Origin of the sequence: Acinetobacter sp. TUM15064 (genome assembly GCF_008980265.1) — a bacterium.
Lineage (GTDB): Bacteria > Pseudomonadota > Gammaproteobacteria > Pseudomonadales > Moraxellaceae > Acinetobacter.
In genome coordinates this window covers 1-23851 of record NZ_BKFU01000034.1, presented here as the reverse complement: position 1 = coordinate 23851, position 23851 = coordinate 1, and the positions used below count along the sequence as shown (strand labels likewise).

Annotated in this window: 24 protein-coding genes and 1 tRNA gene; 17 read left to right on the top strand and 8 right to left on the bottom strand. The window is 39.4% G+C overall.

What is annotated here, in order from left to right; translation table 11 throughout:
* The first annotated feature begins 118 nt into the window (after positions 1-118).
* The 9 genes from lepA to GBI16_RS11095 are packed head-to-tail and all read left to right on the top strand — an operon-like array spanning position 119 to position 7251.
* Entirely contained in the window at positions 119-1936 is a 1818-nt protein-coding gene (gene lepA / locus GBI16_RS11135) for a translation elongation factor 4 (RefSeq protein WP_086210846.1), read from the top strand.
* Between the two features lie 20 nt (positions 1937-1956).
* Entirely contained in the window at positions 1957-2784 is an 828-nt protein-coding gene (gene lepB / locus GBI16_RS11130; protein ID WP_086210847.1) for a signal peptidase I, read from the top strand.
* Between the two features lie 24 nt (positions 2785-2808).
* Entirely contained in the window at positions 2809-3183 is a 375-nt protein-coding gene (locus tag GBI16_RS11125; RefSeq protein ID WP_086210848.1) for a DUF4845 domain-containing protein, read from the top strand.
* Positions 3155-3847 (top strand): ribonuclease III, encoded by a 693-nt coding sequence (rnc, locus tag GBI16_RS11120; RefSeq protein ID WP_086210849.1) that lies wholly within the window; start codon positions 3155-3157, stop codon positions 3845-3847. Before GBI16_RS11125 ends, rnc begins: the two co-directional genes overlap by 29 nt.
* Positions 3848-3853: 6 nt before the next feature.
* Positions 3854-4882, top strand: a complete 1029-nt coding sequence (gene era, locus GBI16_RS11115) for a GTPase Era (protein WP_086210850.1) — start codon at positions 3854-3856, stop codon at positions 4880-4882.
* 34 nt (positions 4883-4916) lie between these two features.
* Positions 4917-5114 carry an NF038104 family lipoprotein gene (locus GBI16_RS11110; RefSeq protein WP_110975701.1) on the top strand — a complete coding sequence of 66 codons (198 nt, stop codon included), beginning with the start codon at positions 4917-4919 and terminating at the stop codon, positions 5112-5114.
* 10 nt (positions 5115-5124) lie between these two features.
* A complete protein-coding gene (gene recO / locus GBI16_RS11105; RefSeq protein ID WP_086210852.1) occupies positions 5125-5835 on the top strand; it encodes a DNA repair protein RecO in 711 nt (236 codons plus the stop codon).
* Between the two features lie 13 nt (positions 5836-5848).
* Complete coding sequence (gene pdxJ / locus GBI16_RS11100; RefSeq protein ID WP_151707085.1) at positions 5849-6574, top strand: pyridoxine 5'-phosphate synthase; 726 nt, start codon at positions 5849-5851, stop codon at positions 6572-6574.
* Between the two features lie 23 nt (positions 6575-6597).
* Positions 6598-7251 carry a tRNA-(ms[2]io[6]A)-hydroxylase gene (locus GBI16_RS11095; protein ID WP_086210854.1) on the top strand — a complete coding sequence of 218 codons (654 nt, stop codon included), beginning with the start codon at positions 6598-6600 and terminating at the stop codon, positions 7249-7251.
* A gap of 93 nt (positions 7252-7344) precedes the next feature.
* On the opposite strand, the gene GBI16_RS11090 is transcribed toward GBI16_RS11095, so the two are convergent.
* The 3 genes from GBI16_RS11090 to GBI16_RS11080 all read right to left on the bottom strand — a co-directional run bounded on the left by GBI16_RS11090 (position 7345) and on the right by GBI16_RS11080 (position 8938).
* On the bottom strand, positions 7345-8022 hold the full coding sequence (locus GBI16_RS11090; RefSeq protein ID WP_086210855.1) for a hypothetical protein: 678 nt from the start codon (positions 8020-8022) through the stop codon (positions 7345-7347).
* Between the two features lie 10 nt (positions 8023-8032).
* Positions 8033-8635, bottom strand: coding sequence for a TetR/AcrR family transcriptional regulator (locus GBI16_RS11085; protein WP_151707084.1), 603 nt, complete (start codon positions 8633-8635; stop codon positions 8033-8035).
* Between the two features lie 227 nt (positions 8636-8862).
* Positions 8863-8938, bottom strand: a tRNA-Asn gene (locus GBI16_RS11080).
* Positions 8939-9188: 250 nt separating this feature from the next.
* Between GBI16_RS11080 and GBI16_RS11075 the strand changes: the two genes are divergently transcribed.
* Positions 9189-9647, top strand: coding sequence for a hypothetical protein (locus GBI16_RS11075; RefSeq protein ID WP_151707083.1), 459 nt, complete (start codon positions 9189-9191; stop codon positions 9645-9647).
* A 58-nt stretch (positions 9648-9705) separates the two neighbouring features.
* Here GBI16_RS11075 and GBI16_RS11070 read toward each other — a convergent pair whose 3' ends face one another.
* Positions 9706-10143, bottom strand: a complete 438-nt coding sequence (locus tag GBI16_RS11070; protein WP_162900268.1) for a PaaI family thioesterase — start codon at positions 10141-10143, stop codon at positions 9706-9708.
* A gap of 340 nt (positions 10144-10483) precedes the next feature.
* On the opposite strand from GBI16_RS11070, the gene GBI16_RS11065 reads away from it, so the two are divergent.
* The 3 genes from GBI16_RS11065 to GBI16_RS11055 all read left to right on the top strand — a co-directional run bounded on the left by GBI16_RS11065 (position 10484) and on the right by GBI16_RS11055 (position 13558).
* Entirely contained in the window at positions 10484-10906 is a 423-nt protein-coding gene (locus GBI16_RS11065; protein ID WP_086210859.1) for a GFA family protein, read from the top strand.
* A 127-nt stretch (positions 10907-11033) separates the two neighbouring features.
* Complete coding sequence (locus GBI16_RS11060) at positions 11034-11903, top strand: DMT family transporter (protein ID WP_151707082.1); 870 nt, start codon at positions 11034-11036, stop codon at positions 11901-11903.
* A gap of 326 nt (positions 11904-12229) precedes the next feature.
* The gene (locus GBI16_RS11055) at positions 12230-13558 is read left to right on the top strand and encodes an MATE family efflux transporter (RefSeq protein ID WP_151707081.1); all 1329 of its coding nucleotides are present in this window, start codon (positions 12230-12232) and stop codon (positions 13556-13558) included.
* Between the two features lie 75 nt (positions 13559-13633).
* On the opposite strand, the gene GBI16_RS11050 is transcribed toward GBI16_RS11055, so the two are convergent.
* On the bottom strand, positions 13634-14860 hold the full coding sequence (locus tag GBI16_RS11050) for a pyridoxal phosphate-dependent aminotransferase (protein ID WP_005399684.1): 1227 nt from the start codon (positions 14858-14860) through the stop codon (positions 13634-13636).
* A gap of 216 nt (positions 14861-15076) precedes the next feature.
* Here GBI16_RS11050 and GBI16_RS11045 point away from each other — a divergent pair, with 216 nt between their 5' ends.
* Positions 15077-15256, top strand: a complete 180-nt coding sequence (locus GBI16_RS11045; protein ID WP_062032428.1) for a hypothetical protein — start codon at positions 15077-15079, stop codon at positions 15254-15256.
* Between the two features lie 181 nt (positions 15257-15437).
* Here GBI16_RS11045 and GBI16_RS11040 read toward each other — a convergent pair whose 3' ends face one another.
* From GBI16_RS11040 to GBI16_RS11030, 3 genes are all read right to left on the bottom strand, one after another.
* On the bottom strand, positions 15438-16820 hold the full coding sequence (locus GBI16_RS11040; RefSeq protein ID WP_151707080.1) for a CmpA/NrtA family ABC transporter substrate-binding protein: 1383 nt from the start codon (positions 16818-16820) through the stop codon (positions 15438-15440).
* Positions 16821-17289: 469 nt separating this feature from the next.
* Positions 17290-18732: a GGDEF domain-containing protein gene (locus GBI16_RS11035; protein ID WP_151707079.1), complete on the bottom strand. Its 1443-nt coding sequence runs from the start codon at positions 18730-18732 to the stop codon at positions 17290-17292.
* A 191-nt stretch (positions 18733-18923) separates the two neighbouring features.
* Positions 18924-19715, bottom strand: coding sequence for a hypothetical protein (locus tag GBI16_RS11030; protein ID WP_086210864.1), 792 nt, complete (start codon positions 19713-19715; stop codon positions 18924-18926).
* 175 nt (positions 19716-19890) lie between these two features.
* On the opposite strand from GBI16_RS11030, the gene uvrB reads away from it, so the two are divergent.
* The 3 genes from uvrB (at position 19891) to rarD (ending at position 23692) form a co-directional block, all read left to right on the top strand.
* Positions 19891-21912 carry an excinuclease ABC subunit UvrB gene (gene uvrB, locus GBI16_RS11025; RefSeq protein ID WP_086210874.1) on the top strand — a complete coding sequence of 674 codons (2022 nt, stop codon included), beginning with the start codon at positions 19891-19893 and terminating at the stop codon, positions 21910-21912.
* 103 nt (positions 21913-22015) lie between these two features.
* Complete coding sequence (locus GBI16_RS11020) at positions 22016-22600, top strand: lipocalin family protein (RefSeq protein ID WP_086210865.1); 585 nt, start codon at positions 22016-22018, stop codon at positions 22598-22600.
* 156 nt (positions 22601-22756) lie between these two features.
* Positions 22757-23692 carry an EamA family transporter RarD gene (gene rarD / locus GBI16_RS11015; RefSeq protein ID WP_086210866.1) on the top strand — a complete coding sequence of 312 codons (936 nt, stop codon included), beginning with the start codon at positions 22757-22759 and terminating at the stop codon, positions 23690-23692.
* The last annotated feature ends 159 nt before the right edge of the window (positions 23693-23851 follow it).

Below are 23851 nucleotides of genomic sequence, written 5' to 3'. Positions count from 1 at the left end.
CGTATTATTATGGATACTTTGAAAAAACCATCTGCTATAATCCTTCGCAATTTCTATTCGGCTTTTGTTATGCATCGAAATTTGTCTGCATAACGCTTCATTTTGTTCAAGGTAGCCCATGGCGCAAGCTAAAAAATCTGTTGATATTAAAAATATCCGTAACTTCTCGATTATTGCGCATATCGACCACGGTAAGTCGACGCTTGCCGATCGTTTTATTCAGACCTGTGGTGGTTTGCAAGATCGTGAAATGCAAGCACAAGTACTAGACTCCATGGAGCTTGAGCGTGAGCGCGGTATTACTATTAAGGCTGCGTCGGTTACTTTGTATTATACCCATCCAAATGGGCAAGAGTATCAATTGAACTTTATTGATACCCCGGGGCACGTTGACTTTTCATATGAAGTATCACGCTCACTAGCGGCCTGTGAAGGTGCATTGTTGGTTGTAGATGCGGCGCAAGGCGTGGAAGCACAGTCGGTTGCGAACTGTTATACCGCTATTGAACAAGGTCTTGAGGTTCTTCCAGTACTCAACAAAATTGATTTGCCACAGGCTGAGCCTGAACGTGTGATTCAAGAAATTGAAGACATTATTGGTATTGAAGCGACGGAAGCGCCAACCTGTTCGGCGAAAACAGGGCTTGGGATTGATAGCGTTTTAGAAACATTAGTCAATGTCATTCCTGCGCCAGTAGGTGATCGTGATGCACCATTACAAGCTTTAATTATCGACTCTTGGTTTGATAACTATTTGGGCGTGGTTTCTTTGGTGCGTGTGAAAGAAGGTCGTGTGCGTAAGGGCGACAAGATGTTGATGAAATCAACAGGTCAAACGCACATTATTACTTCTGTGGGTATTTTCAATCCTAAGCATACTGAAACAGACATCCTTGAAGCAGGTGAAGTTGGTTTCGTTATTGCAGGGATTAAAGACATTTTTGGTGCGCCAGTGGGTGATACGATTACCCTTGCAAGCACACCAGAAGTTAAAACTTTGCCAGGCTTTAAAAAAGTAAAGCCACAGGTGTATGCAGGTTTGTTCCCGATTGATTCAAGTGAATTTGAACCATTTCGTGAAGCTTTGCATAAACTCCAGATCAATGATTCTGCGTTATTCTTTGAACCTGAAAGCTCAGATGCTTTAGGTTTTGGCTTCCGTTGTGGCTTCTTAGGCATGCTACACATGGAAATCGTACAAGAGCGTTTAGAGCGTGAGTATGATTTAGACCTCATTTCATCTGCACCGACAGTGATTTACGAAGCGGTGATGAAGAATGGTGAAACGATTTATATCGACAGCCCATCAAAAATGCCAGATGGTTCAACAGTCGAAGATCTACGTGAGCCGATTGCTGAGTGTCATATCCTAGTACCGCAAGAGTATTTGGGTAATGTCATGACTTTGTGTGTAGAGCGCCGTGGTGTGCAAAAAGACATGAAATTTATGGCGAACCAAGTTTCGATTACCTTTGAAATTCCAATGGCGGAAGTGGTGATGGACTTCTTTGATAAGTTGAAGTCGTGTTCACGTGGTTTTGCATCCTTAGATTATAACTTTGTCCGTTTTGAAAGTTCATCATTGGTCAAAGTTGATGTTCTAATTAACGGTGAAAAAGTTGATGCCTTAGCTATGATTTGTCACCGTCAAGATGCGCGTCACCGTGGTATCGCACTGGTTGAAAAAATGAAAGATTTGATTCCACGTCAAATGTTTGATGTCGCGATTCAAGCTGCAATTGGTGCACAAATTATTGCTCGTTCCACTGTAAAAGCGATGCGTAAAAACGTCTTGGCTAAATGTTATGGTGGCGATGTTTCTCGTAAGAAGAAACTTCTCTCGAAGCAAAAAGAAGGTAAGAAACGTATGAAGCAAGTGGGAAGTGTAGAAATTCCACAAGAAGCGTTCTTGGCTGTGTTGAAAGTAGAAAGATAATAAGGTAGGACGATAAGCCCATGGATTTTGATTTTAATTTAATACTTGTTCCTGTCACGCTCATATTCTTTTTGGTGTGGTTGCTTGATAAGTTTGTATTCAAGCAGCGAGCGACAAAAGGCAAGGGGAATGAAAATTTTGTCATTACTTGGGCTTATGATTTTTGGCCAGTCCTCGCAATCGTTCTATGCTTACGTTCATTCTTTTATGAACCTTTTAACATTCCTTCAGATTCAATGGTGCCGACATTAGAGACAGGTGATTTCATTTTGGTCAACAAATTTGACTATGGTGTGCGCCTTCCAATTGTGAATAAAAAAGTGATTGATGTTGGGGAGCCTGAGCGTGGGGATGTAATTGTATTCCGTTATCCACCCCAACCAACAATCAGCTATATTAAACGTGTAGTGGGTATTCCAGGGGACCATATTGTTTTTGATCATGGGCAATTAAGTATTAATGGTCAAAAAGTGGCTAAGGTTCCTGTCCAGTTTAGTCGTGAAAAAGACAGTTTGGACACACCAACCTCTATTTATCACAAAGAAACGATTGGCAAGCATACCTTTACCATGCGTGAGTTAGAAGGGGTGAATGTTGCACGGCAAGCACCATATATTAACTTTGTAGAAAATGGTAAATACTCTGCTGAAAATGGTTTATATTGGGAAGTGAAAGTAAAAGAAGGTGAGTACTTTGCGATGGGGGATAATCGTGATCAAAGTGCTGACAGCCGCTTTTGGGGGATGGTTCCTGAACAGAACCTGACAGGTCGTGCATTCTACATTTGGATGCATAAGGAACCTGGCTTTAAGCTACCGTCATTTAACCGTAACGGTAGCATTGACTAGTATATCGTTTCGGAAAAATAAAAAATGCGTAAGAATCAACAAGGGGCATCTTATATCGCCATTTTATTTGCAATCATGGGGTTTGCATTTATGGCGAAAGTGGCGATTGCGGTATGGGCTCCATATTTTGATGATCGGATGATCAATAGCCAAATTGAGGAACTATTTCAAAATAGTCCGAAAAATATGCAGCCAGCCGAGTTTGAAAAGCAACTTTCAAAACGTCTGGAAATGAATAACATTCGAGATGTAAAAATTAAAGAGATTATGCAGGTCACCAATACCGAAGGGTTGCAGGTGAAAAAGGAGTATGAGGTAAGAAAACCCTTCTTGCTGAATATAGATTTGGTATTAAAGTTCGAGAAAAGTTTTGATCAAAGCTCAGTCCAAGCTAAGTGAAGCCCGCTTAGCGAGCCGTATCGGTTATCAGTTTAAACAACCTGAATTACTTCAGCTTGCACTGACCCACCGATCGGTGAGCCACAAATACAACTATGAGCGCCTAGAGTTTCTAGGCGATTCTTTGTTAGGGATGATTATTGCAAATTATCTTTATAAAGCTTACCCAACTGAAAATGAAGGACGCTTAACGCGTATGCGTGCGACTTTGGTACGTCAGGAAGCTTTAGGTAAAATTGCAAATGATTTAAAACTCAGCCAGTCGCTCATTTTAAGCACTGGTGAGTTAAAGTCAGGTGGACATCATCGTGAGTCCATTCTTGCGGATACGGTTGAGTCGATTATTGGTGCAATCTATGTGGATTGTAGTGATTTAACGGTATTAGAGCCGATTGTGCTAAAATGGTATGAGCCGTATTTAGACCATATCGAGCCGACCGATCAACTTAAAGATCCAAAATCACGTTTACAAGAATATCTACAGGCACGAAAAAAAGCTCTCCCAGTTTATGATGTGGTCGATATTCAAGGTGATGCACCGAATCAACATTTCAAAGTGGAATGTAAAGTCGATGGATTGCCTGTTGTAAAAGGTGAAGGTACAAGTCGTCGCTTTGCTGAACAAGCTGCAGCGGCAGATATTTTAAAACTATTGGAGCAGTAATCTGCCATGTCAAATTCTTCCGATCACATTGATGCTGATCACGAGTCGCAAAGCGACAGTAATGATTTAATTAGCCAGTTTTTTAGTGCACAAGGTACCGAAATTCCTTCAGATTTTCGTAGTGGCTTTGTCGCAATTGTTGGTCGTCCAAACGTAGGGAAATCTACGTTGATGAACCATTTGTTGGGTCAGAAATTATCAATTACTTCCCGTAAACCACAAACTACACGTCATAAGATTGTGGGTATTGATTCGCGCTCAAAATCTCAAGCAGTGTTTGTGGATACGCCAGGGATGCATAAGAAAGAAGTTCGCGCCATCAATAAAATGATGAACCGTGCTGCATCTTCTGCATTGCGTGATGTTAACTTGGTATTGTTTGTTTTGGATGCAGACAAGTGGACTCAAAACGATGAACTTGTTTTGGAAAAACTTAAAACCGCAGATATGCCTGTCATTTTAGTGATCAATAAAATTGATACACTTGAAAATAAAAATCATGCATTACCTTTGATTCAAGAGCGCGCAAAACTGATGAATTTTGCGGAGATTGTTCCTGTTTCTGCCCTTCGTGGTGCAAACTTAGATCATTTGCGCGATACGATTGAAAAATATTTACCCTTCCAACCACCATTATATTCATTAGATCAATTAACCGATCGTTCTGAGCGTTTCTTAGCATCGGAAATTATCCGTGAAAAGATTATGCGTCAGTTGGGTGAAGAACTACCTTATGATTTAACTGTACAAATTGAGTCGTTTAAGACGGAAGAGGCGACAGTGAATGAAAAAACAGGTCGTCCAAAACCAGCATGTACTTATATTGATGCAACGATTTTTGTCGATCGTCCAGGTCAAAAAGCCATTGTGATTGGTGAAAAAGGCAGTAAGCTGAAGAAAATTGGGATGGATGCTCGTGTTGACATGGAAAAAATGTTTGAGCAGAAGATCATGCTGACACTTTGGGTGAAGGTTAAAGGCGGCTGGTCTGATGATGAGCGTGCATTAAAAAGCTTAGGTTATAGTGATATCTAAGTTAACGTAAAACGAATTTTATAGGAATGGTGTTATGGTCAAAGTGTTTGCGGTAATCGCTTGTATGTTATTTTTGCAAGGGTGTATCCACAAAATCGTCACCGTTCCTGTAAAGATCGCTTATAAAACCACTAAAGGCGTGGTAAAAGGAACCGCAGCAGTGGTTGGGGCTGTTATCCCAGATGGGGATGATGAAGACAGTGAAAAGAAAGATAAAGATAAAAAAGATTAGTTAATTTCTCATGCGCAATGAAGTACTGCATGGTTACTTAATTCACCATAGAAAATACCGTGAACGTAGTCATATTGTGCATTTATTTACCCAAGAGCATGGGCGGGTTGATGGTATTTTAAGACAAACCCCGCCACCGCAATACCAACCGATCTGTCTGCAGGCTTCGGGTAAATCTGAGCTCAAAAATTTTACAAAACTTGAAATTGTGAATCAGCCAATTTTTTTCTTTGGGGATGCTTTTTTTTCAGGTTTTTATCTCAATGAAATTCTACTCAGACTCTGTCCACTTGAAGTACAAATGGAGCAAAGCTTTGCTCAATATGCACATACGCTAACACAGTTACAGCAATTGACGCAGCAAGCCAATCCCAATCAATTTTTAAAACAAATTCTAAGGCAGTTTGAGCACGAACTGCTGGAAGATTTGGGCTATGCTTTAGATTTTTCGACCGATGCCAATCAACTCGAAATACAAGCCTCGCTTAACTATATTTTTCAGTTGAATGAAGGCTTTATTCCTACTGCGCAAGCCTCGCGAGCGACCTTAAATGGACAGCAAATTTTAAGCATGTGCCAATATGAAAAGGGTAGGGATTTTGGTTTGGAACAGTTACAATTACTGACCAAGTTGTATCGACAAATGATTAGCTCGTTGTTAGGCGATCGTCCCTTAAAAAGTCGTCAGTTGTGGATTCAGAACACTCAAACTCAATCGTAATTAGGAAATGAATATGGCTGCATTACTTGGTGTAAATATTGACCACGTGGCAACTTTACGACAAGCGCGTGGAACGTCTTATCCAGATCCAGTCAATGCAGCACTGATCTGTGAGCAAGCAGGGGCGGAAGGGATAACTTTGCATTTACGTGAAGACCGTCGTCATATTCAAGATGACGACGTACGTCGTATGCGCCCAGCGCTAAAGACACGTATGAATTTGGAACTGGCAGTGACAGATGAAATGATTGCATTTGCCAAAGAAATTAAACCGCATCACGTATGTTTCGTTCCTGAAAAACGCCAAGAAGTCACGACCGAAGGGGGCTTGGATGTGGTGGGCCATTTTGATGATGTTAAAGCCGCGACTCAAGCGCTGTCTGAGATTGGTTGTGATGTGTCTTTGTTTATTGATGCTGACTTTGCGCAAATTGATGCAGCGGTTGCTTGTGGTGCGCCAACCATTGAGATTCATACGGGTGCTTATGCTGATGCTGAAACACCTGAAACTCAGCAACATGAGCTTCAACGTATTGTCAAAGGTGCCGAATATGCAGCATCTAAAGGCTTAGTTGTGAATGCTGGGCATGGACTCAACCTTGAAAACGTGACTCCAATTGCGCAAATTCCACAGATCCACGAATTAAACATCGGACATTCCCTAATTGCGGATGCCATTTTTGTAGGTTTGGAACAAGCGGTGCGTGAAATGAAAGCGGTCATTAAAGCTGCACGTTAATTTTAAAGTTTTAAGATTTAAATATGTCGAATATCAATTATGATGAACTCATGAAGCCCGTCATTGGTTTCTTGGGTTGTGAAACACCAAAAGCTTGGTTGGATGAAGCTATCAATAATCTTGATGTGCTGATGCAAGATCATGCGAATTGTGAAAAAAAAGCAGCAGGCACAGCGATGAACCTGATGTTTCGGTATAGCTTCTTTACCGATTTACAAGTCAAGCTTGCACAATTGGTTCGTGAAGAAATGCTACATTACGAGCAAGTGCTTGAATTTATGAAAAAGCGCGGGCTAGAGTGGAGCAATCTGAGTGCAGGTCGCTATGCGGGTGGTTTGCGTAAAGAAGTACGAACTTATGAGCCTGAAGCTTTAATTGATATTTTAATTATTGGTGCTTTTGTCGAGGCGCGTTCGTGTGAACGTTTCTATGCGTTGGCACCCATGGTGGATGAAGAATTAGGCCGTTACTATCGCTACTTGTTAAAGTCTGAATCCCGTCATTTTGAAGACTATTTGGCTTTGGCTTTAGAAGTTGCACAAACGGGTAAATTGAAAAACCCGAAAGAGGATATTCAAGCGCGTATTGATCATATTCGTAACGTTGAAAAAGAGCTGATTAGTACCTCTGATGATCTGTTTCGTTTCCATAGTGGTGTACCAGTCAAAGTGGCTTAGTCTTTTACTGGTTTTTGAAGTGTATCTCTCGTTTTTCGTCATGCTGAACGATGCAAATAAAAGCCCAATCTAGTGAGATTGGGCTTTTATTTTTTATGAGTTAAGGCTTTTTTTCTCAGCTCGATTGATTAGCCATGTTATGAGTAAACCTGGAACCAGAAAGCCTAAAAGTACTAGAAAACCGTGAACGAGAGAGGCCGCAGGCTCTTGTAGGGTTGCTGCGTGTTTCATTGGCGATAGCCATGGAGAAAGTTGAAAAAAGCTGATAACCAACAAGACAGTTGGCCATAAGATGGAAATATGTTCTCTGCCAAAGTTTCTCCATGCATAAAAAATGAGTGCAAGGCTAAACAGACCCTCAAAAATCCATGAACCAGTACCCCATTTTCCCCATAAGCCATAACCCATGTGCTCAGCAGAATATGGATACAGTGCTAAATCCATATTGTGCATAGGCCAATCGGCAAGCCAATGCGAGAAACAAGCGAACCCTGCGATGAGCGCAACACGTTTGTCTTTCCTAAAAAATAAAGCCCAAACGATAGAGAGGATCACAGCCATAACTAGGGAATGATCCCAGTCAATAAACGTTAAATCAAAGAATAAGTAGGGGCCTGCTTGCAGATTTGGTGTGACATGATTTAGACCCAACATGATGAGTAAACCATCAATGATATCGAGAAAACCAACACCGAGCATGATGGGAAGGGTTGGAACTTTTGGGAATTTTGATTTAATGGCTAAACCAATGGCTAAATGTCCGACATACATAATGATTCACCTATCTAGATTGGAGTAGGGTTAAGCTGTTTCTTAAAACGGCATTAATAAAAGAATCATCAACTTTTTTATTTTCAATAAAAATTTGAAAGTAAAAACTTCCTAGCGTCATGCTGATGATGTCATGAATATTTTGTTGTTGCTGGTTTTCAGGGAGTAATCTCTGAAAACTTTGGGCAATGAGTTGGTAACGTGCATGCCATAAATCTTGACGCTTACGAATACTGATTTCATCCTTAATGTTTAATGATGCTTGCAAGAATGAGTGACCAAGTGGGGACTGTAAAAACATTGCAAGTTGCTGCAACATGATTTTAAAGGCATCTATTGGTGCTAATTCTTGCGGTATCTCAATGGAATCTTGGATTTTATTTGCAATAGCATCCACAATTAAATCATCAAGGGATGACCATCTTCGGTACAGTGTTGTGCGACTAATCCCTGTCAATTTTGATAGTTGCTGCAGGGAAATATTTCCATAGCCTTGACTGAGCAACAGCTCGAATAAAGCCTCATAAATGACCTGTGAATTTGAACGGTCTTGTTCACTGACTAAGGCCTGTTGGCTTTTCTTTCGGTATTTCTTTAAAGGCAAGTCGCTCATGCTTAGCTATCTTAATTTTTATATGTAACATATGTTACATTGTGTTTTGGAATTTAGAAAGCTTGTTTTTTGATCTGTTACAAATTTAGATCAAAATTGGAAAAAATACAGAGATTGCTTTTGCAAGGGGCTGACAGCAGAGTTGAACTTATAATCAGGCAAGTATAGTGATGCTGATATTTGGGCAAAAAAAAGCCCACGTCATATTGCGTGGGCTTTCTTGAATTTGGCTCTCCAACCTGGGCTCGAACCAGGGACCTGCGGATTAACAGTCCGTCGCTCTACCGACTGAGCTATTGGAGAATCTGCATGCGATTATAAGGACATTTTATAGTGGGTCAAGTCTAAAATGTCATGTTGCTGTCATTTTTGTTTCGGATGCTTCTAATTTGAACAAAAAAAATATTTTCAAAAAAAATCGTACCGAATTACTTGCAATGTTGAAATGGCGTTGATAGTCTGAATTCAACAACAGAGCGTTTAATTAAAACTTAAACAGTGTGGATTTATCACCAACTTGCCAGCACTAAAATGGCTAAACAGGAGAAAGCGAATGAATACGCTGACAATTTCCGATCTTTTCAATCATCTTTCTGATTATCAAAACCAGTATCTTTCGATCATTTCAGACCCTGAACAGTATTATACGGCTGTAGAATCTGCATATATTGATGTTTGGCCCGTAGGTCGCACCGATTTGTATTTAGGTGACTTACTACAGCTTTGGTTTAGTGAACGCTGGTTAATTAGCAGTTCATGTCAGTTATTGTCTGTGCAGACCGAGCGTAGTGTTAAAAAGTCCTTTCAACGTGAACATGATTTATATCTATACCAACTCTCAGGCAGTGCATTGTCTGGAAGTAATCGTTCTAAAGTATGGTCTGTCTCTGAAGGGAAAAGTTTAGACGTGAGTTTGGATAGTGCATTTAAGTATTATTGTATTTTTAAAGGTGCTCAACGTCCTGAAGCTGAGAAACCATATGCGAACAATTCTTTTAAAACAGCGATCTAGCAGACAGGGATTGATTTGATTGAGCAAAAAGGCACTGAATTCTCAGTGCCTTTGGTTGTTATGGGCGAATAATCATACAAGTGGCAGTGGCATGTGCATATAGTTTGCCATCTTCATCGACAATTTGACCTTCTGAAATGCCTAGGTTTTTACTGATGTTAATGACGTTGCCAATAGCAAGTAACTCTTTATCTTTTGGAATTGGACGACACATTTTAATATTCAGATCAATCGTGCCATAACCTACGCCAGCTTCAAGCATGCTATGTACAGCACAACCTGTAACTGAGTCGAGCACTGTTGCAGCAAATCCACCATGCACGCCACCTAGTGGATTTAAATGACGATGATCCGCTTTTGCTTTAAAGCTAATTTTCCCTTCTGATACTTCATAAGGCTGCATGGGAATGGTTTCACTAATGCTCGCGGGTGGAATATTTCCAGTACACATAGCTTGTAGAAGTTGTAGTCCAGTCATTTCTTTAGGGTTCATTATGGCTTCCTTTGTATTATTAAGTTCCTTTTTGGAACTTAATAGGAAATTAATCAAAATTTAATCATTAGGTCAATATTAGATTGTGAGCTGATCAGTAAAAAACTTATAGAAATCCCTTATATTGAGATTGCTAAGAGAGATGGTTGAGTTTCAGGGGCATTATATTCCTGAATTTGCAGATGATGGTCTATCGAGCTTTATGAATCAGTGAATTAAAGAAGCTAATTGTTTCAAAAATAATGCATAAGTTTTAGGCATCGGAACACTTTTGATTTATATATGGAATAAACAATATTTTGCTGTCGATTGATATCGTATTTTAATAATCAAGGAAATAATAATGAATGTATCTTGCTTATGCGGTAAAACCAAATTCCAAGCTGAGCTTAAAAATCATGATGTACATGCTTGTCATTGTTCGATGTGTCGTCAACAGTCGAGTGGTGTACTCATGAGCATTGATGTTGAACCAAGTAGTTTAACATTCCAAGATCAATCCTATTTAAAGCTGTTTCAGTCGTCTGAATGGGGGGAGCGTGGTTTTTGTAGCGAATGTGGCACGTCACTTTTTTGGCGCACTCAAGATGGGAGCTATTGTAATATCAATGTATTTGCTATGGACGAGCAGCCGAAAGACTTAAAGCTTAGTACGGAGATTTATATTGATAACAAACCTGACTTTTACCAATTTAAGTATTCTACAGAGCAGCTCACGGAAGCAGATGTTATTGCCTTATTTTCCCCAAATGAAAAGGAAAGGTAGTTGTCGGTTGTATAGAGCTTGAAATTTACATCAATATTCCTGATAAGTTGAATGAGAAAATCACTATAGATTTAATAAATTATATTGGATATATCTAAAGTAAGCTGTTGAATAAGGATGCTCGAACATGCTGCTTAAAATTTGTGTAGCGATGTTAGCCTTTGCTGCGAATTCTGTACTGTGTCGTTTAGCTTTGGCTGATCAGCAGATTGATCCTATGAGTTTTAGCCTGATTCGGGTGTGTAGTGGTGCCGCAGTATTATGGGTACTTTATAGGTTTTCTACACATAAGGCGAAAATAGAATGGAACATAAAAAACGGATTCTTTCTCGCTTTATACATCGTTGCTTTTTCACTTGCTTATTTGCATATTGATGCAGGTGTGGGAGCGCTGCTCCTCTTTGGTACGGTTCAGCTCAGTATGGTCGCTTATGGATTGTATCATGGTGAAAAGATCAATCTGCGTTGCGGTCTTGGTTTAGCGATTGCACTTTTAGGTATTCTCATTTTGTTGTTGCCTGGGGCTTCAGCACCTCATTTGGGTTATGCCACGATGATGGTACTTTCAGGTATGGGATGGGCGATGTATAGTATTGCAGGTAAAAATATGCATAACCCACTAGCAAGTAGCTTGGCAAATTTTGTACTGGCGATTCCTTTTGTATTGCTGGTTTATTTAGCATTTTTCACGCAAGCTTTTATCAAGCCACAAGGTGTAATCTTAGCAGTGCTGTCTGGTGGTCTAGCATCGAGTGGAGCTTATGTGTTGTGGTATGCCATAGTGAAGCAGATTGACCGTGTGACAGCCAGTAGTGTGCAATTGTCTGTGCCGTGTTTAGCAATTCTGGGTGGGGCATTGTTTATAGGTGAAGCACTGAGCTTTAGAATTATCATTTCTGCAGTGATTGTTTTGGTCGGGATTGCTTTGGTGATTTTGGCATCGTCTAAGCGTACCAATTCAAATAAATCGGATTTAATCGGTTCTGAACGTCCATAAGTAAATTTCAATTCATCCATAACTAATTTTGACTTTAGCTTTTGAGATAGAGGCTAGGTTTTATCGTTGTCCTTATTTTAATTTTATATCATGTAAAAATGGAATGAACTAAATTGATTTTTAGTAAATAGGCTAGATATATTTTCATTTTGTTCGGTGTCATTAAATAAAACTAAAAATGTTCGGCATGAAACTTGTATATCAAGATACAGTTTCAGTAAAAATGAAATGTTGCTTAATTGTGCTACAAAAATACAAAAGTAAAAGGTATACCGTAGATATAAGTACCTTTCTCTTTAAGTTTAGAGAAACTTCTTGGTTTAATAATGAAAAAATTTTGGGATTTATTTATTCCTTTATTATTAGGGAATGTGACAATTGCGGTCAGTGGCTTGGTCGATACGCTGTATTTATCGCATTTTAGTGCAAAACATGTGGCAGTCTTAGCAATTGCAATATCTTTATATAGTATGGTCTTTATCTTTGGTTTTGGGCTTTTACAAGGCATGATGCAGACTTTAGCCGAAGCAAAGGGGAGTGGCGAGTTACATCAGATAGATTTGATCGTGAAACAAGGGATGTGGAGTGTATTGCTTTGGGGCCTGTTTGGTATATGTGTACTCAGTCATGCTGATTTTATTGTCGATTTACTTGGTGCAGATGCAACATTAAAAGACATGATCTTGGTTTGTTTAAAGATCAGCATGTTTATTATACCCGTTCAATTATTACTGCGTGTTTTTTTTATTGTGACACAGACTTGTGGTCAAGCTAAGCTGGTTTTTTATGGCAATATTTTATTTCTAATTGCAAAGTTGATTTTGTCAGGTGTATTTATCTTTGGTATCCCACTTTGGGGCTTAAAAGCATATGGTGTTTATGGTGCATTTATTTCTTCATTTTTAGCATATTGTATTATATTTATAACTTTCTATATTTTTCTTATGGATAAAAGCCATCGGCTTCAATGGAAAGCCCCATTTTTCAACTTTGACATTTTAATAAAAATTTTACGTATAGGGATCCCTGCAAGTATAGTTATTTTCATTGATGTTTTTGCATTTACTTCAATTTCATTGCTTGCTGTTCCATTAGGGGATATTGCATTATCGGCAAACCAAATTGTGATGGTGGCGGGTTATTGGTTGTTTAATGTTATTAATGCGCTGATTGTAACATTTAGCATATTACTGTCGATAAAAATTGGAGAAGGTCACCAAGAACAAGCTTGGCAATTAAGCCAAAAAGCTGTTTATATCGTGTTGACGGTGGCGTCAATTTTGTCTTTCAGCTTGTTTTTATTTCAAAAGCAATTTGTTGTTTTATTTACTTCAGATCAGTCCGTTGCATTTATGGTTTCATCACTGATTGTATTGGTCTGTCTATTTCACATCGCAGATGCAATGCTTGCGATCGCTGTAAATTTACTACGTTGTTGGCAGGTCACTTTGCTTCCAATGTTCATTTATAGTTTTATGTTGCTTGTCGTTGGGCTGGGTGGCGGTTGGTATTTTGCTTTTCACCCGATGAGTTTTTTTGAGATAAATATCTCTTCGATGGGTATCCATTCATTTTGGGTTTTTGCTACCTTTGCTTATGCAAGTTCAGCAATTTTATGTCTGATTTGTTTGTACTATCGCAAATATCTAAACTAAGTAAATTCACTTAAGATTTGTATAAAAAACCCGCGAAGTTCGCGGGTTTCTCTAATCTAACTTTAAAGGGTTAAATTATTTTTCAGCAGCAATTGAAGCAATCGCAGCATCTACGCCTTCGATTGAATCAGCAGCTTTCTTGATACGAGCAAGCGCATCAACAAGCACTTCGTCAGCAGTTGCGTAAGAAATACGCATGAAGCCACCTAAGCCAAATGCATCACCAGGAACTACGGCTACACCAGTTTCTTCCAATAACCACTCAGAGAATTCTGTGCAAGATTTTAAACCTTTCGCACGAATCAATGGACGGATGTTTGCATATGCATAGAATGCACCATCAGCAGGTAAGCAAGAAATACCGTTGATGTCGTTCAAACCGCTAACTACTAAGTCATGACGGCGTTTGAATGCTTCAATCATTGGCTCAAGAACGTCTTGAGGCCCATTCAACGCAGCTTCAGCAGCAACTTGTGAAATTGAAGTTGGGTTTGAAGTTGATTGAGACTGGATTTTTTTCATTGCGCCAATCAGCTTAGCAGGACCTGCTGCATAGCCAATACGCCAGCCAGTCATTGCATACGCTTTAGACACACCGTTTAACACGATTGTACGGTCATAAAGGTCTGGTGCAACTGTTGCGATGTTGTAGAACTCATCATCCCAACGGATTGGTTCGTACATATCGTCAGATGCGATATATACTTCAGGATATTTACGAAGCACGTCAGCCAAAGCTTCTAATTCAGCTTTAGTGTAGATCATGCCTGTTGGGTTTGATGGACTGTTTAAAACCACTAAGCGTGTTTTGTCTGTGATCGCTGCTTCAAGTTGAGCAGGGGTGATCTTGAAACGTTGTTCTTCGCCACATTTCACAATAACAGGAACGCCTTCAGCGATGATTACCATGTCTGGGTAGCTTACCCAAAATGGTGCAGGGATGATCACTTCATCACCTTTGTTTAACAAAGCAAGTGCTAAGTTAAAGAATGACTGCTTGCCACCGCAAGAAACCAAAATCTGGTTTGCTGCATAATCAAGGTTATTGTCGCGCTTGAATTTTGCAATGATTGCTTTTTTAAGGCCTGGCGTACCATCTACAGCGGTATATTTTGTGAAACCGTTGTTAATCGCTGCAATTGCTGCATCTTTGATGTGTTGTGGGGTGTCAAAGTCAGGTTCACCTGCGCCCAAGCCAATAACATTCTTGCCAGCTGCTTTTAATTCAGCAGCTTTGTTGGTCACAGCAAGAGTTGGGGACGGTTTGATGGCATTTACACGATCAGAGAGACGTACGTCCACGGCATATTCCTTCTTATGGGGATTAAAAAATAAAAAGCACACTATCTTAGCTCAAAAAACTCTAGCAAGGCGTTTAAAAACGCAGAATTTTTGAAAAAAACATAATTTTTTTTAAATTTTGGGTTTCGAAATACAAAAATTGACAGAATGTGGAAGTTTCTCGCATCTCAAAGAAAAAAACTTTAAAATAAACCTAATTTGATGAGAGTGATGGTCATGAGTAAGCAACAGCCTACTTCAAAAAAACCTTTGGTGAATCTCCCTTTTCCAATGCCGAACGTAGAAGGCAGTTCTGATGATGTTGCACATAATCAGGTGCGCCCAAAACCTGAGCAATATGCAGATCGAACGTGGATGCCACCTCGTGGTACACGCCGTTCAATGGGTAAACGCTAAGGTTTAAAAAACGTGTAATAAAAAAGCCAATGCTGTAGCGTTGGCTTTTTTTATTCACTTAACGAAATATATCAAATGAAATCATGAGGCTAGTAAGACATAAACGTTAATGCATTCCAATACGGATCATCGGTACAGAAATCATCATCAGATACTTACTAACCACATATAAACATAGAATTTATTTGTAGCCAATTTTAAATGCAGCCAAGAATTGATTTGGCTGTTTTGCGTCGAATACAATGTGGTCAAGGGCGCTAGTTTGAGGAGCTTTGATGAAGGCATTATTTTTTAGGCTTGGAAATTGCGTATCCTGCATCTTACCTTCTTGAATTAATGCTTGCGCAGCTTGTACATAAATATCAGGACGATAGGCCTTTTGGGCTGTTTCTAGGTACCATTGATCTGTTTGACTAGTGCTGATTTGTCCCCAACGACGCATTTGTGTTAGCCACCATACTGCATCTGAATAATAGGGAATGCCATATTGTCCCTTGAAGAATGTATGAAATGATTTTGCTGGTCGAACATCGCCTTGTTCATACTCAAATACGCCAGTCATACTATTGATAATAATATCTTCATCGACACGTAGATAATTATCTTGTGCAATAATTTTTGCAGCTTCTTTACGGTTTGCACCGTTATTTTCATCTAGCCAATTTGATGCACGTATTAAAGCTTTAACCAGTTTAAGTGTAGTCGTTGGATTTTGTTCAGTAAATTTTTTAGTTAGACCAAAGACTTTGTCTGAACCATTTTCCCAAATGGCATCTGAGGTGATGACAGGTACACCAAAACCTTTTTTTACGGCTTTCTGATTCCACGGCTCACCAACGCTATAGCCTGATGTCACACCTTCAACCATTGTTGATACCATCTCTGGAGGTGGAATAACGGTTAAATCTACATCTGAACCTGTATTTCCTGTGGTGTCATTATGTGCAGAATCATAAGTGCCCGGATGAATTCCGCCAGCAGCTAACCAATAGCGAATCATATAGTTATGTGTCCCCATTGGATAAGTCATGCCTAATTTAAATATTTTCTGCTGTTGCTTATATTCCGCAATCACAGGTTTTAAATTACTCGCACTAATGGGGTGCTTCGGTCGATTATTTTCCATAACTACGGTTTTTTTCATCTCATTCCAAACATTATTTGAAACCGTAATGGCGGCACCATTGTAGGAAAGGGTGAATGGTGTAACGATTGGTGTTTTTTCTGAGGATGTATCTATTATTGATGCTATAGGCATTGCTGCAAGCATATGAGCAGCATCGAGCTCACCACTCTGCACATGTTTGTAAAGTTCAGTCCAACTCGGTTGTGCTTCAAGTTTGACTTCGAGCCCTTCATCTTTAAAAAATCCCTTTTCAACTGCAATTGCAAGGGGAGCCATATCGGTTAATTTTACAAAGCCAATGGTTAATCTGGTTTTTTCAACAGCTAAAGGTTGAGCAGCTGTCTCTTGATCAGGTTCTTTTTGGCACCCCCCCAGTAAAAAACTGAGACCAAGCAAGCAGGGTATAAAAAAAGCCTTGTTTAATAATATCTTTTTCATTCATTTCCCAGATTTTATTGTGATTCGAGCGTCCTCGAATAGCAATATAGATGCCAAATGTAAAACCAAGGACAGAAATTCAAAATCTTATTTTTACTGTAGTAGGCTACTTATAGGTTTACGGTGAATATATGCATTTGATTTGGCGGGTAGGGGCTGTTAGTCGGGGGGAGTATTTCTGGTCTAACTGTATGTATCTCATCGTGTTTTGAGCGTATTTGGTGCAAGCGAAAGAAAACATGCCCATTTTTGTACATTTAGAATTGAATAGAATGGGGAGAGCATCAAGGTGGTGCATGGCAAGGGTATTAGGTCTTAAAGAGTATGCGTTAAGTGAGGAGATTAAAATTATTTTTATACATTTTCACGCGAGTGAATCAAAAATGTAGGAGTTTAATTTTAAACTCCTACATAAGGCTTAGGGAATGTATGAGAAACAAAGATTTTTTAAGAGTTGGGTGGATTAAAATTAACGTGCGCGACGTTCATTGTCTGCATAGTATTGATTCTTCTGTTGGTACATCAGCTGATCTGCGCGTTTCAACATATCCTCAATCCGTTCATTCTCTCTGACGGTAGCAGATCCGATAGACAGACTAATCGGTTGGCTAGAATAGAATTGATTATCGACATGAATAAGTTCATGCAAACTATGTAGACAGTTATGTAGAGCAGCTTCATCAGCACCTGACATTAGAATCACCAATTCATCCCCACCAATACGGGATGCAGAATAAAGTGTGTTTTGTATAAGCTGATTTAAAATACTTCCTACACGACGTAATAAACCATCGCCTACATCATGTCCAAAGTTATCATTCGCTTCTTTTAGACCATTCATATCGAGAAAAATACATGATACAGGTCGGATAGGACTACGTTCTAAACGATTCACTTCTTCAGTGTAGAAAGAGCGATTGTAGAGTTTAGTTAAAACATCATGTCTGCCTAGGTATTCTAAATAGTTCTCCGCCTTTTTGCGTGCAGTTATATCGGTCAAAGCAACTTGTACCATACTCCAGTCATCTCGATAATCTGGGAATACGGTAAATTGCAGTAAAACATGGCGGATACTGCCATCAAGAGCATAATTTACGGCTTCACGCTGATGGTGAATATTGCCATTCCATAATTCAATTAACTGCTCTCTAAAGGTTTGCACCATTTCTTTAGCAAAAATTTTATGAGTATTTTTCAGCAAAGTATTCTTATCCGCAGCACCAAACAAATCTAAGGTTGCTTGGTTGACATCAATAATAATAATGTCTTGAATACACTGCATAATAAAATCATGATGCACATCTAAAAAGGTTTTAAAGTCATCTATACCTAAATGACGGACTTGGTCTAACCGCGCTTTGATACGGCTAAAATCTTCAACCCAGAGTGAGGTTGGTGAGAAATGAAAACGTGATTCGGCTAACTGTCGGTTTTTTTCTTCTAATCGACAGGCTGTTTTATATGAGGTGATATCTTCTGTGGTGATGAGTAAACGAGATAGATCATGTTCATAGCCAGGTATAACAGTACCACGTAACTGAATATCTAATCGGGTACCTTTAATTGTGTAATTCACTGTTGTGCTGATGAATTCATTATGACCATTCCATAGACTCGATAGCTCTTGAATATGCGTTTTGGCCATGTCTTGTTTGAAAACAAGATCTAGATTCTGTTGCAGATGCTCCAGATTATCTGCTTCAAATAGTTCCAGTGTTTTGGGATTTACTTTTAAAATTTTAATTTTACGTGCACAAAGGAAAATACGAGCTTCGTCCTCTTGTAAAAACTCTTGTAGATTCTCAACACCTTGCTGTCGCCAGATTTCAAATTGCTGCTTTACTTCACTAAAATCTTCTAACCACATTGCTATTGGGGACAAATCGAAAACTGAAGAATCCAGAATCTCCATTTTTTTGCTCTTAATTATTTTTAAGTGAGCGTAGTATAGAGTCTATTTTTTCTTTTTGAAATCGTGAGGTAAATAAAAGATTTATAATTCATTTTGTGATTTAGTTGGCATTAAATTTGCTAGATTGAATTCTTGTTAAGCTATGATAGCTCCAATCAAGACTTCAATCTGCAATAAATATATTCTTGTATTTAGCGTATCGTTTTACGTGCACGGTGTTCAGGTTTAGGCGGTGATATTTCTCGAGTACCTTGCCATACTTCGATAAAGTCTTGCTCATTAATATTATAAAGTTCAAGCAACGCTAAAATGACACCGCCAAAGAGCATGGAACCTTCTGCATTTGATTCAAAGTCAAATATTTTGCCAGACAGAACATGCAAAATATCTTCAATTTCAAAAGCACGATCACGTCCATTACTGTCCGTTGGATACATCCGAGTATTTAGAATAATTTTGGCTAAGCTTTTTTCATTATCAGTTAGAGCCAGATGCTGAACCAGCATGTCGTCATTTTGGGTACTGAAAATCACAGCATCGTTAAAAATGGTATGCAGAAACTTTTTGTTTAGACGAGGCAGTGTTCTTTCTACAAATGGGCGAAATGATGCAGGAAAGATAACGTTATGCGAAATGCCTTTAAACATGGGAGCAATTTCTTCGACTTTATAACCCGCAATACCACAGCCGATAGAGGTGAGAAAATAAGTCATTTTCGGATGATTCTTGGTATAGATTTTAAAATCATCAATATAGTGTTGAATTTGTGAGAGCGGCATTTGTTGTAAGTGTTCGTTCATGGTAGGAATGGCATAACTTTGCCCCGACCAACCACGTCCAACACCTTTCATCGCCCCAAAATGTTCGAGTGCGGTACGTGCAGCACCATCTGCATGTTGGCCTGCCATGTTACTACCAAAAACAAATACAGTCTGTTCATCTAAGTTTTTGACGATGCTTTCGTCATGATATTGGTAAGTCATAGGCTCTGATTTTTCGCTCTTCTTCACTTCATGTTGCCCTTGAAACTGAGGAGGGTCAAGTGAAAAATCTTTGTAATATTTTCAGTAAATTACATTAAAAATTTAAAAGCAAGATTTGCTCGGGATTGAATCTGTTAAAATAGTTGCTTGAAGAAGCAAATCTTGGGATATGTCTGTGAGTGAGAAACAACCTTTTGATTTAGTCACCAATTACCAACCCGCAGGTGATCAGCCGCAAGCCATTGAAAAGCTTGTTGCTGGAATAGAAAAGGGCTATCACGACCAGTTATTACTTGGAGTTACGGGTTCAGGTAAAACCTATACCATGGCCAACGTGATTGCGCGGACACAACGTCCGACTATTGTTATGGCACATAATAAAACCTTAGCTGCACAGCTTTATGGTGAGTTCAAATCTTTCTTTCCGAACAATGCTGTCGAATATTTTGTTAGTTATTATGATTATTACCAACCTGAAGCCTATGTGCCATCTTCAGATACATTTATTGAAAAAGATTCAGCGATCAATGACCACATTGACCAAATGCGTTTATCTGCAACACGGTCGCTCTTAGAACGTCGCGATGCAATTATTGTTGCTTCAGTTTCTGCTATTTATGGTTTGGGTGACCCCAATGCCTATATGAGCATGTTGCTCCATATTGTGCAGGGAGACCGTATTGCACGTGATGATATCATCCGTCGTTTGGTGGAAATGCAATATAGCCGCAATGAACTTGAGTTTTTACGTGGTACCTATCGTATCCGCGGTGAAATTATTGATATTTTCCCAGCGGAATCAGATCAACATGCAATTCGGATTGAGTTGTTTGATGATGAAGTGGATTCGATTCGCTGGTTTGACCCGCTGACAGGCAAACTGGTGCGGAAAGTTCCGCGTGTAACGATTTATCCAAAAAGCCACTATGTAACACCGAAAGATAATTTAGAACGCGCCATCGGCACGATTCGTGAAGAATTAAAAGAGCGTTTAGGTTTCTTTCGTGCCCATGACAAATTGCTTGAAGCACAGCGAATTGAGCAACGCACCCGCTATGACTTGGAAATGATGCAGCAGTTGGGCTATACCAACGGTATTGAAAACTATTCACGTCATTTATCTGGTCGGCCTGCGGGTGAAGCACCACCAACTTTGTTCGATTATGTCCCTGATGACGCCTTACTGATTATTGATGAGTCGCATGTGACTGTACCGCAAATTGGCGCGATGTATAAAGGTGACCGTTCGCGTAAAGAAAACTTGGTGAATTATGGTTTCCGTCTCCCTAGTGCTTTAGATAACCGTCCGATGCAGTTTGAAGAGTGGGAACGGATCACCCCGACAACGATTTATGTCAGTGCAACACCAGCCAAATACGAGCTTGAAAAAGCCGAACAGGTGGCTGAACAGGTGGTTCGTCCTACAGGTCTGATTGACCCCGAAATTGAAGTGCGTCCAGTACTGACTCAAGTGGATGATGTGTTGTCTGAGATTAATATCCGTAAAGATCTCGATGAGCGTGTGTTAGTGACGACTTTAACCAAACGTATGGCAGAGGATTTAAGCTCGTATTTGAAAGAATATGGAGTGAAGGTGGCTTATCTACACTCAGATATTGACACTGTTGAGCGAGTGAAAATCATTCATGACTTACGTTCAGGTGTCTACGATGTGCTTGTCGGGATTAACTTATTACGTGAAGGCTTGGACATGCCAGAAGTCTCTTTGGTCGCTATCTTAGATGCTGATAAAGAAGGCTTTTTACGTTCTGAACGGTCTTTGATTCAAACCATTGGTCGGGCAGCCCGTAATGTAAAAGGTAAGGCTATTTTATATGCAGACCGTATCACCGACTCTATGCAAAAAGCCATTGATGAAACGGAACGTCGTCGTCAAAAACAAATGGCGTTTAATCAACTGCATGGCATTATTCCACGTAGTACCATTCGACAAAATAAAAAGGATATTGATACAGGTGAAGTACTGACGGATGAGCAAGTTGAGAGCAATATTGCCGATCAACATCAGACACTCAGTGCAGACGAACAGCATTTATTGTCTGATCCAAAACTTCTTGCGAAACACTTAAGCAAGTTGGAAAAAGAAATGCTCAAAGCCTCTAAAGAGTTACAGTTTGAGCAAGCTGCGCGACTACGCGATGAAATTTTGCGTTTAAAATCGCAGCTTTTGGCTTAGTCTATATTTACATAACGCTACAGTAATTTGGGCAGAAAGCATTATTTTTTAAAGAGATGTTTATTTTTAGATCATAAATTCTGAAATATTAAAGGTACAGTTTATGTCTGCAAATCTTCCCAAGGCGGGTTTTACCCTTGCCAAAATTGCTGTAGGTGGTGCTGTTCTGGTGGGCTTAGGTATGGCAACCATGGCTTATGCTCAAAGTAAGCCTTTAGCTGTGGTGGATAAGATCGAATTGGATCGTTATTTGGGGGTATGGTATGAAATAGCGCGTAAGCCTATGTACTTCCAAAATAAATGCGGAACTAATGTCTCAGCGATTTATACACTCAATGAAAATGGAAATGTCAGTGTCGATAACCGCTGTTATGCTCAAGATGGCAAGCTGATGCAGTCGATAGGTGAGGCATTTGTACAAAACCCACCTTTTAACAGTAAGTTGAAAGTGAGTTTTTTACCTGAGGCTGTGCGGTGGTTGCCTGTGGCGCGTGGGGATTATTGGATTTTAAAAATTGATGATGACTATCAAACAGTGCTTGTAGGTGAGCCACGCCGCAAATATATGTGGGTGCTTTCTCGTACACCGCAAGCAGATCCTAAAGTTATTAATGAATACTTGGAATATGCTAAGTCGGTAGGCTACGACTTAAATGATTTAATCCATACCAAACAACTGCCAAAGTAAAATTGATAGTATTGTCTAAGCCATGCGGAAGCATGGCTTTTTTATTTCTAGGCATTATTTTAAGCCTATTAAAACTTGAATAATAAAGCTTTATTTGGATGAAAGCTTTATAATTGGTCGAATTTAAAGTTGCCCACAATGTATATGGAGTGAAGGATGTATAAAGGTGTTGCATTATCAGTTTTAGCATCCGTCACTTTTGGGGTGTTATATTTTTATACCTTTTTTCTAAAACCTTTAGATAGTGAGCAAACCTTTGCTTGGCGTATGTTTGCCACACTTCCTTTTTTAACGGCATTTATGTGGTGGAGTGGTGACTTAAAACTGATCATTGAGTTATTTAAGCGTATTTTTAAACAACCATGGATGATTGCATGGTTATTATTCAGTTCATTTTTATGTACGACCCAACTATGGCTGTTTTTATGGGGGCCGATGAATGGTCGTGGCTTACAAGTGTCCCTCGGCTATTTTTTACTGCCTTTGGTCATGGTATTGGTTGGTTGCATCCTTTACAAGGAAAAGCTATCCCGCTGGCAAATGGTTGCGGTCGCTTTTGCTGTGCTTGGGGTTGGACATGAAATTTGGCGTATTGGCAGTATGGCATGGGAAACAGTCTATGTTGCTGTGGCTTATCCTTTGTATTTCTTCTTGCGCCGTGTTTGTAAAACAGATCATTTGGGGGGCTTCTGGTGGGATCTGTGTTTAATTCTCCCTGTCGCATTTTATTTAGGATTTGTACAGAGTGATAGTTTAATGTTGATGCAGCAGTTTCCGCATCTTATTCTTGCTGTCATTGGTTTAGGTTTTCTAAGTGCGATGGGCTTGGGAAGTTATATTTTAGCAAGTCGTTATTTACCTTTTGTGATTTTTGGTTTGCTGAGTTATTTAGAACCAGTGCTGTTAGCTGGTGCATCCATTACGATGGGTGAGCGTGTTGAGGCGGGTGAGTGGTTCACCTATATTCCTATCTGGTTTGCTGTTTTGTTGCTGATTATTGAAGGCACTCTGCATTTATATAAACAACAGCAAAATAAAAAACAACTCGAGCGAAATATTGAGCATTTTGAAAAACAGCAGCATCCAGACTGATCTGATCATGTTTGATGTTGCTATTGTGCTGGAATTTGGACGATGACTAAGTCTCTTATTTGTCTATTGCTCTTTAAGAATAGTTGACTGTTTGATAAAACATCATTTGTGTAACTGTTTATTTTTTATTTAAAAAAATTATTTTTAGATTTTTCTACT

Excerpts from the sequence above, each read along its gene's own strand:
- era (WP_086210850.1), top strand. The coding sequence starts at position 3,854 with ATGTCAAATTCTTCCGATCACATTGATGCTGATCACGAGTCGCAAAGC.
- GBI16_RS11095 (WP_086210854.1), top strand. The coding sequence starts at position 6,598 with ATGTCGAATATCAATTATGATGAACTCATGAAGCCCGTCATTGGTTTC.
- GBI16_RS11035 (WP_151707079.1), bottom strand. The coding sequence starts at position 18,732 with ATGGAGATTCTGGATTCTTCAGTTTTCGATTTGTCCCCAATAGCAATG.
- recO (WP_086210852.1), top strand. The coding sequence starts at position 5,125 with ATGCGCAATGAAGTACTGCATGGTTACTTAATTCACCATAGAAAATAC.
- rarD (WP_086210866.1), top strand. The coding sequence starts at position 22,757 with ATGTATAAAGGTGTTGCATTATCAGTTTTAGCATCCGTCACTTTTGGG.
- GBI16_RS11110 (WP_110975701.1), top strand. The coding sequence starts at position 4,917 with ATGGTCAAAGTGTTTGCGGTAATCGCTTGTATGTTATTTTTGCAAGGG.
- GBI16_RS11075 (WP_151707083.1), top strand. The coding sequence starts at position 9,189 with ATGAATACGCTGACAATTTCCGATCTTTTCAATCATCTTTCTGATTAT.
- GBI16_RS11055 (WP_151707081.1), top strand. The coding sequence starts at position 12,230 with ATGAAAAAATTTTGGGATTTATTTATTCCTTTATTATTAGGGAATGTG.
- GBI16_RS11030 (WP_086210864.1), bottom strand. The coding sequence starts at position 19,715 with ATGACTTACCAATATCATGACGAAAGCATCGTCAAAAACTTAGATGAA.
- GBI16_RS11040 (WP_151707080.1), bottom strand. The coding sequence starts at position 16,820 with ATGAAAAAGATATTATTAAACAAGGCTTTTTTTATACCCTGCTTGCTT.
- GBI16_RS11045 (WP_062032428.1), top strand. The coding sequence starts at position 15,077 with ATGAGTAAGCAACAGCCTACTTCAAAAAAACCTTTGGTGAATCTCCCT.
- GBI16_RS11020 (WP_086210865.1), top strand. The coding sequence starts at position 22,016 with ATGTCTGCAAATCTTCCCAAGGCGGGTTTTACCCTTGCCAAAATTGCT.
- GBI16_RS11125 (WP_086210848.1), top strand. The coding sequence starts at position 2,809 with ATGCGTAAGAATCAACAAGGGGCATCTTATATCGCCATTTTATTTGCA.
- GBI16_RS11065 (WP_086210859.1), top strand. The coding sequence starts at position 10,484 with ATGAATGTATCTTGCTTATGCGGTAAAACCAAATTCCAAGCTGAGCTT.
- GBI16_RS11090 (WP_086210855.1), bottom strand. The coding sequence starts at position 8,022 with ATGTATGTCGGACATTTAGCCATTGGTTTAGCCATTAAATCAAAATTC.
- lepA (WP_086210846.1), top strand. The coding sequence starts at position 119 with ATGGCGCAAGCTAAAAAATCTGTTGATATTAAAAATATCCGTAACTTC.
- lepB (WP_086210847.1), top strand. The coding sequence starts at position 1,957 with ATGGATTTTGATTTTAATTTAATACTTGTTCCTGTCACGCTCATATTC.
- GBI16_RS11060 (WP_151707082.1), top strand. The coding sequence starts at position 11,034 with ATGCTGCTTAAAATTTGTGTAGCGATGTTAGCCTTTGCTGCGAATTCT.
- pdxJ (WP_151707085.1), top strand. The coding sequence starts at position 5,849 with ATGGCTGCATTACTTGGTGTAAATATTGACCACGTGGCAACTTTACGA.
- GBI16_RS11085 (WP_151707084.1), bottom strand. The coding sequence starts at position 8,635 with ATGAGCGACTTGCCTTTAAAGAAATACCGAAAGAAAAGCCAACAGGCC.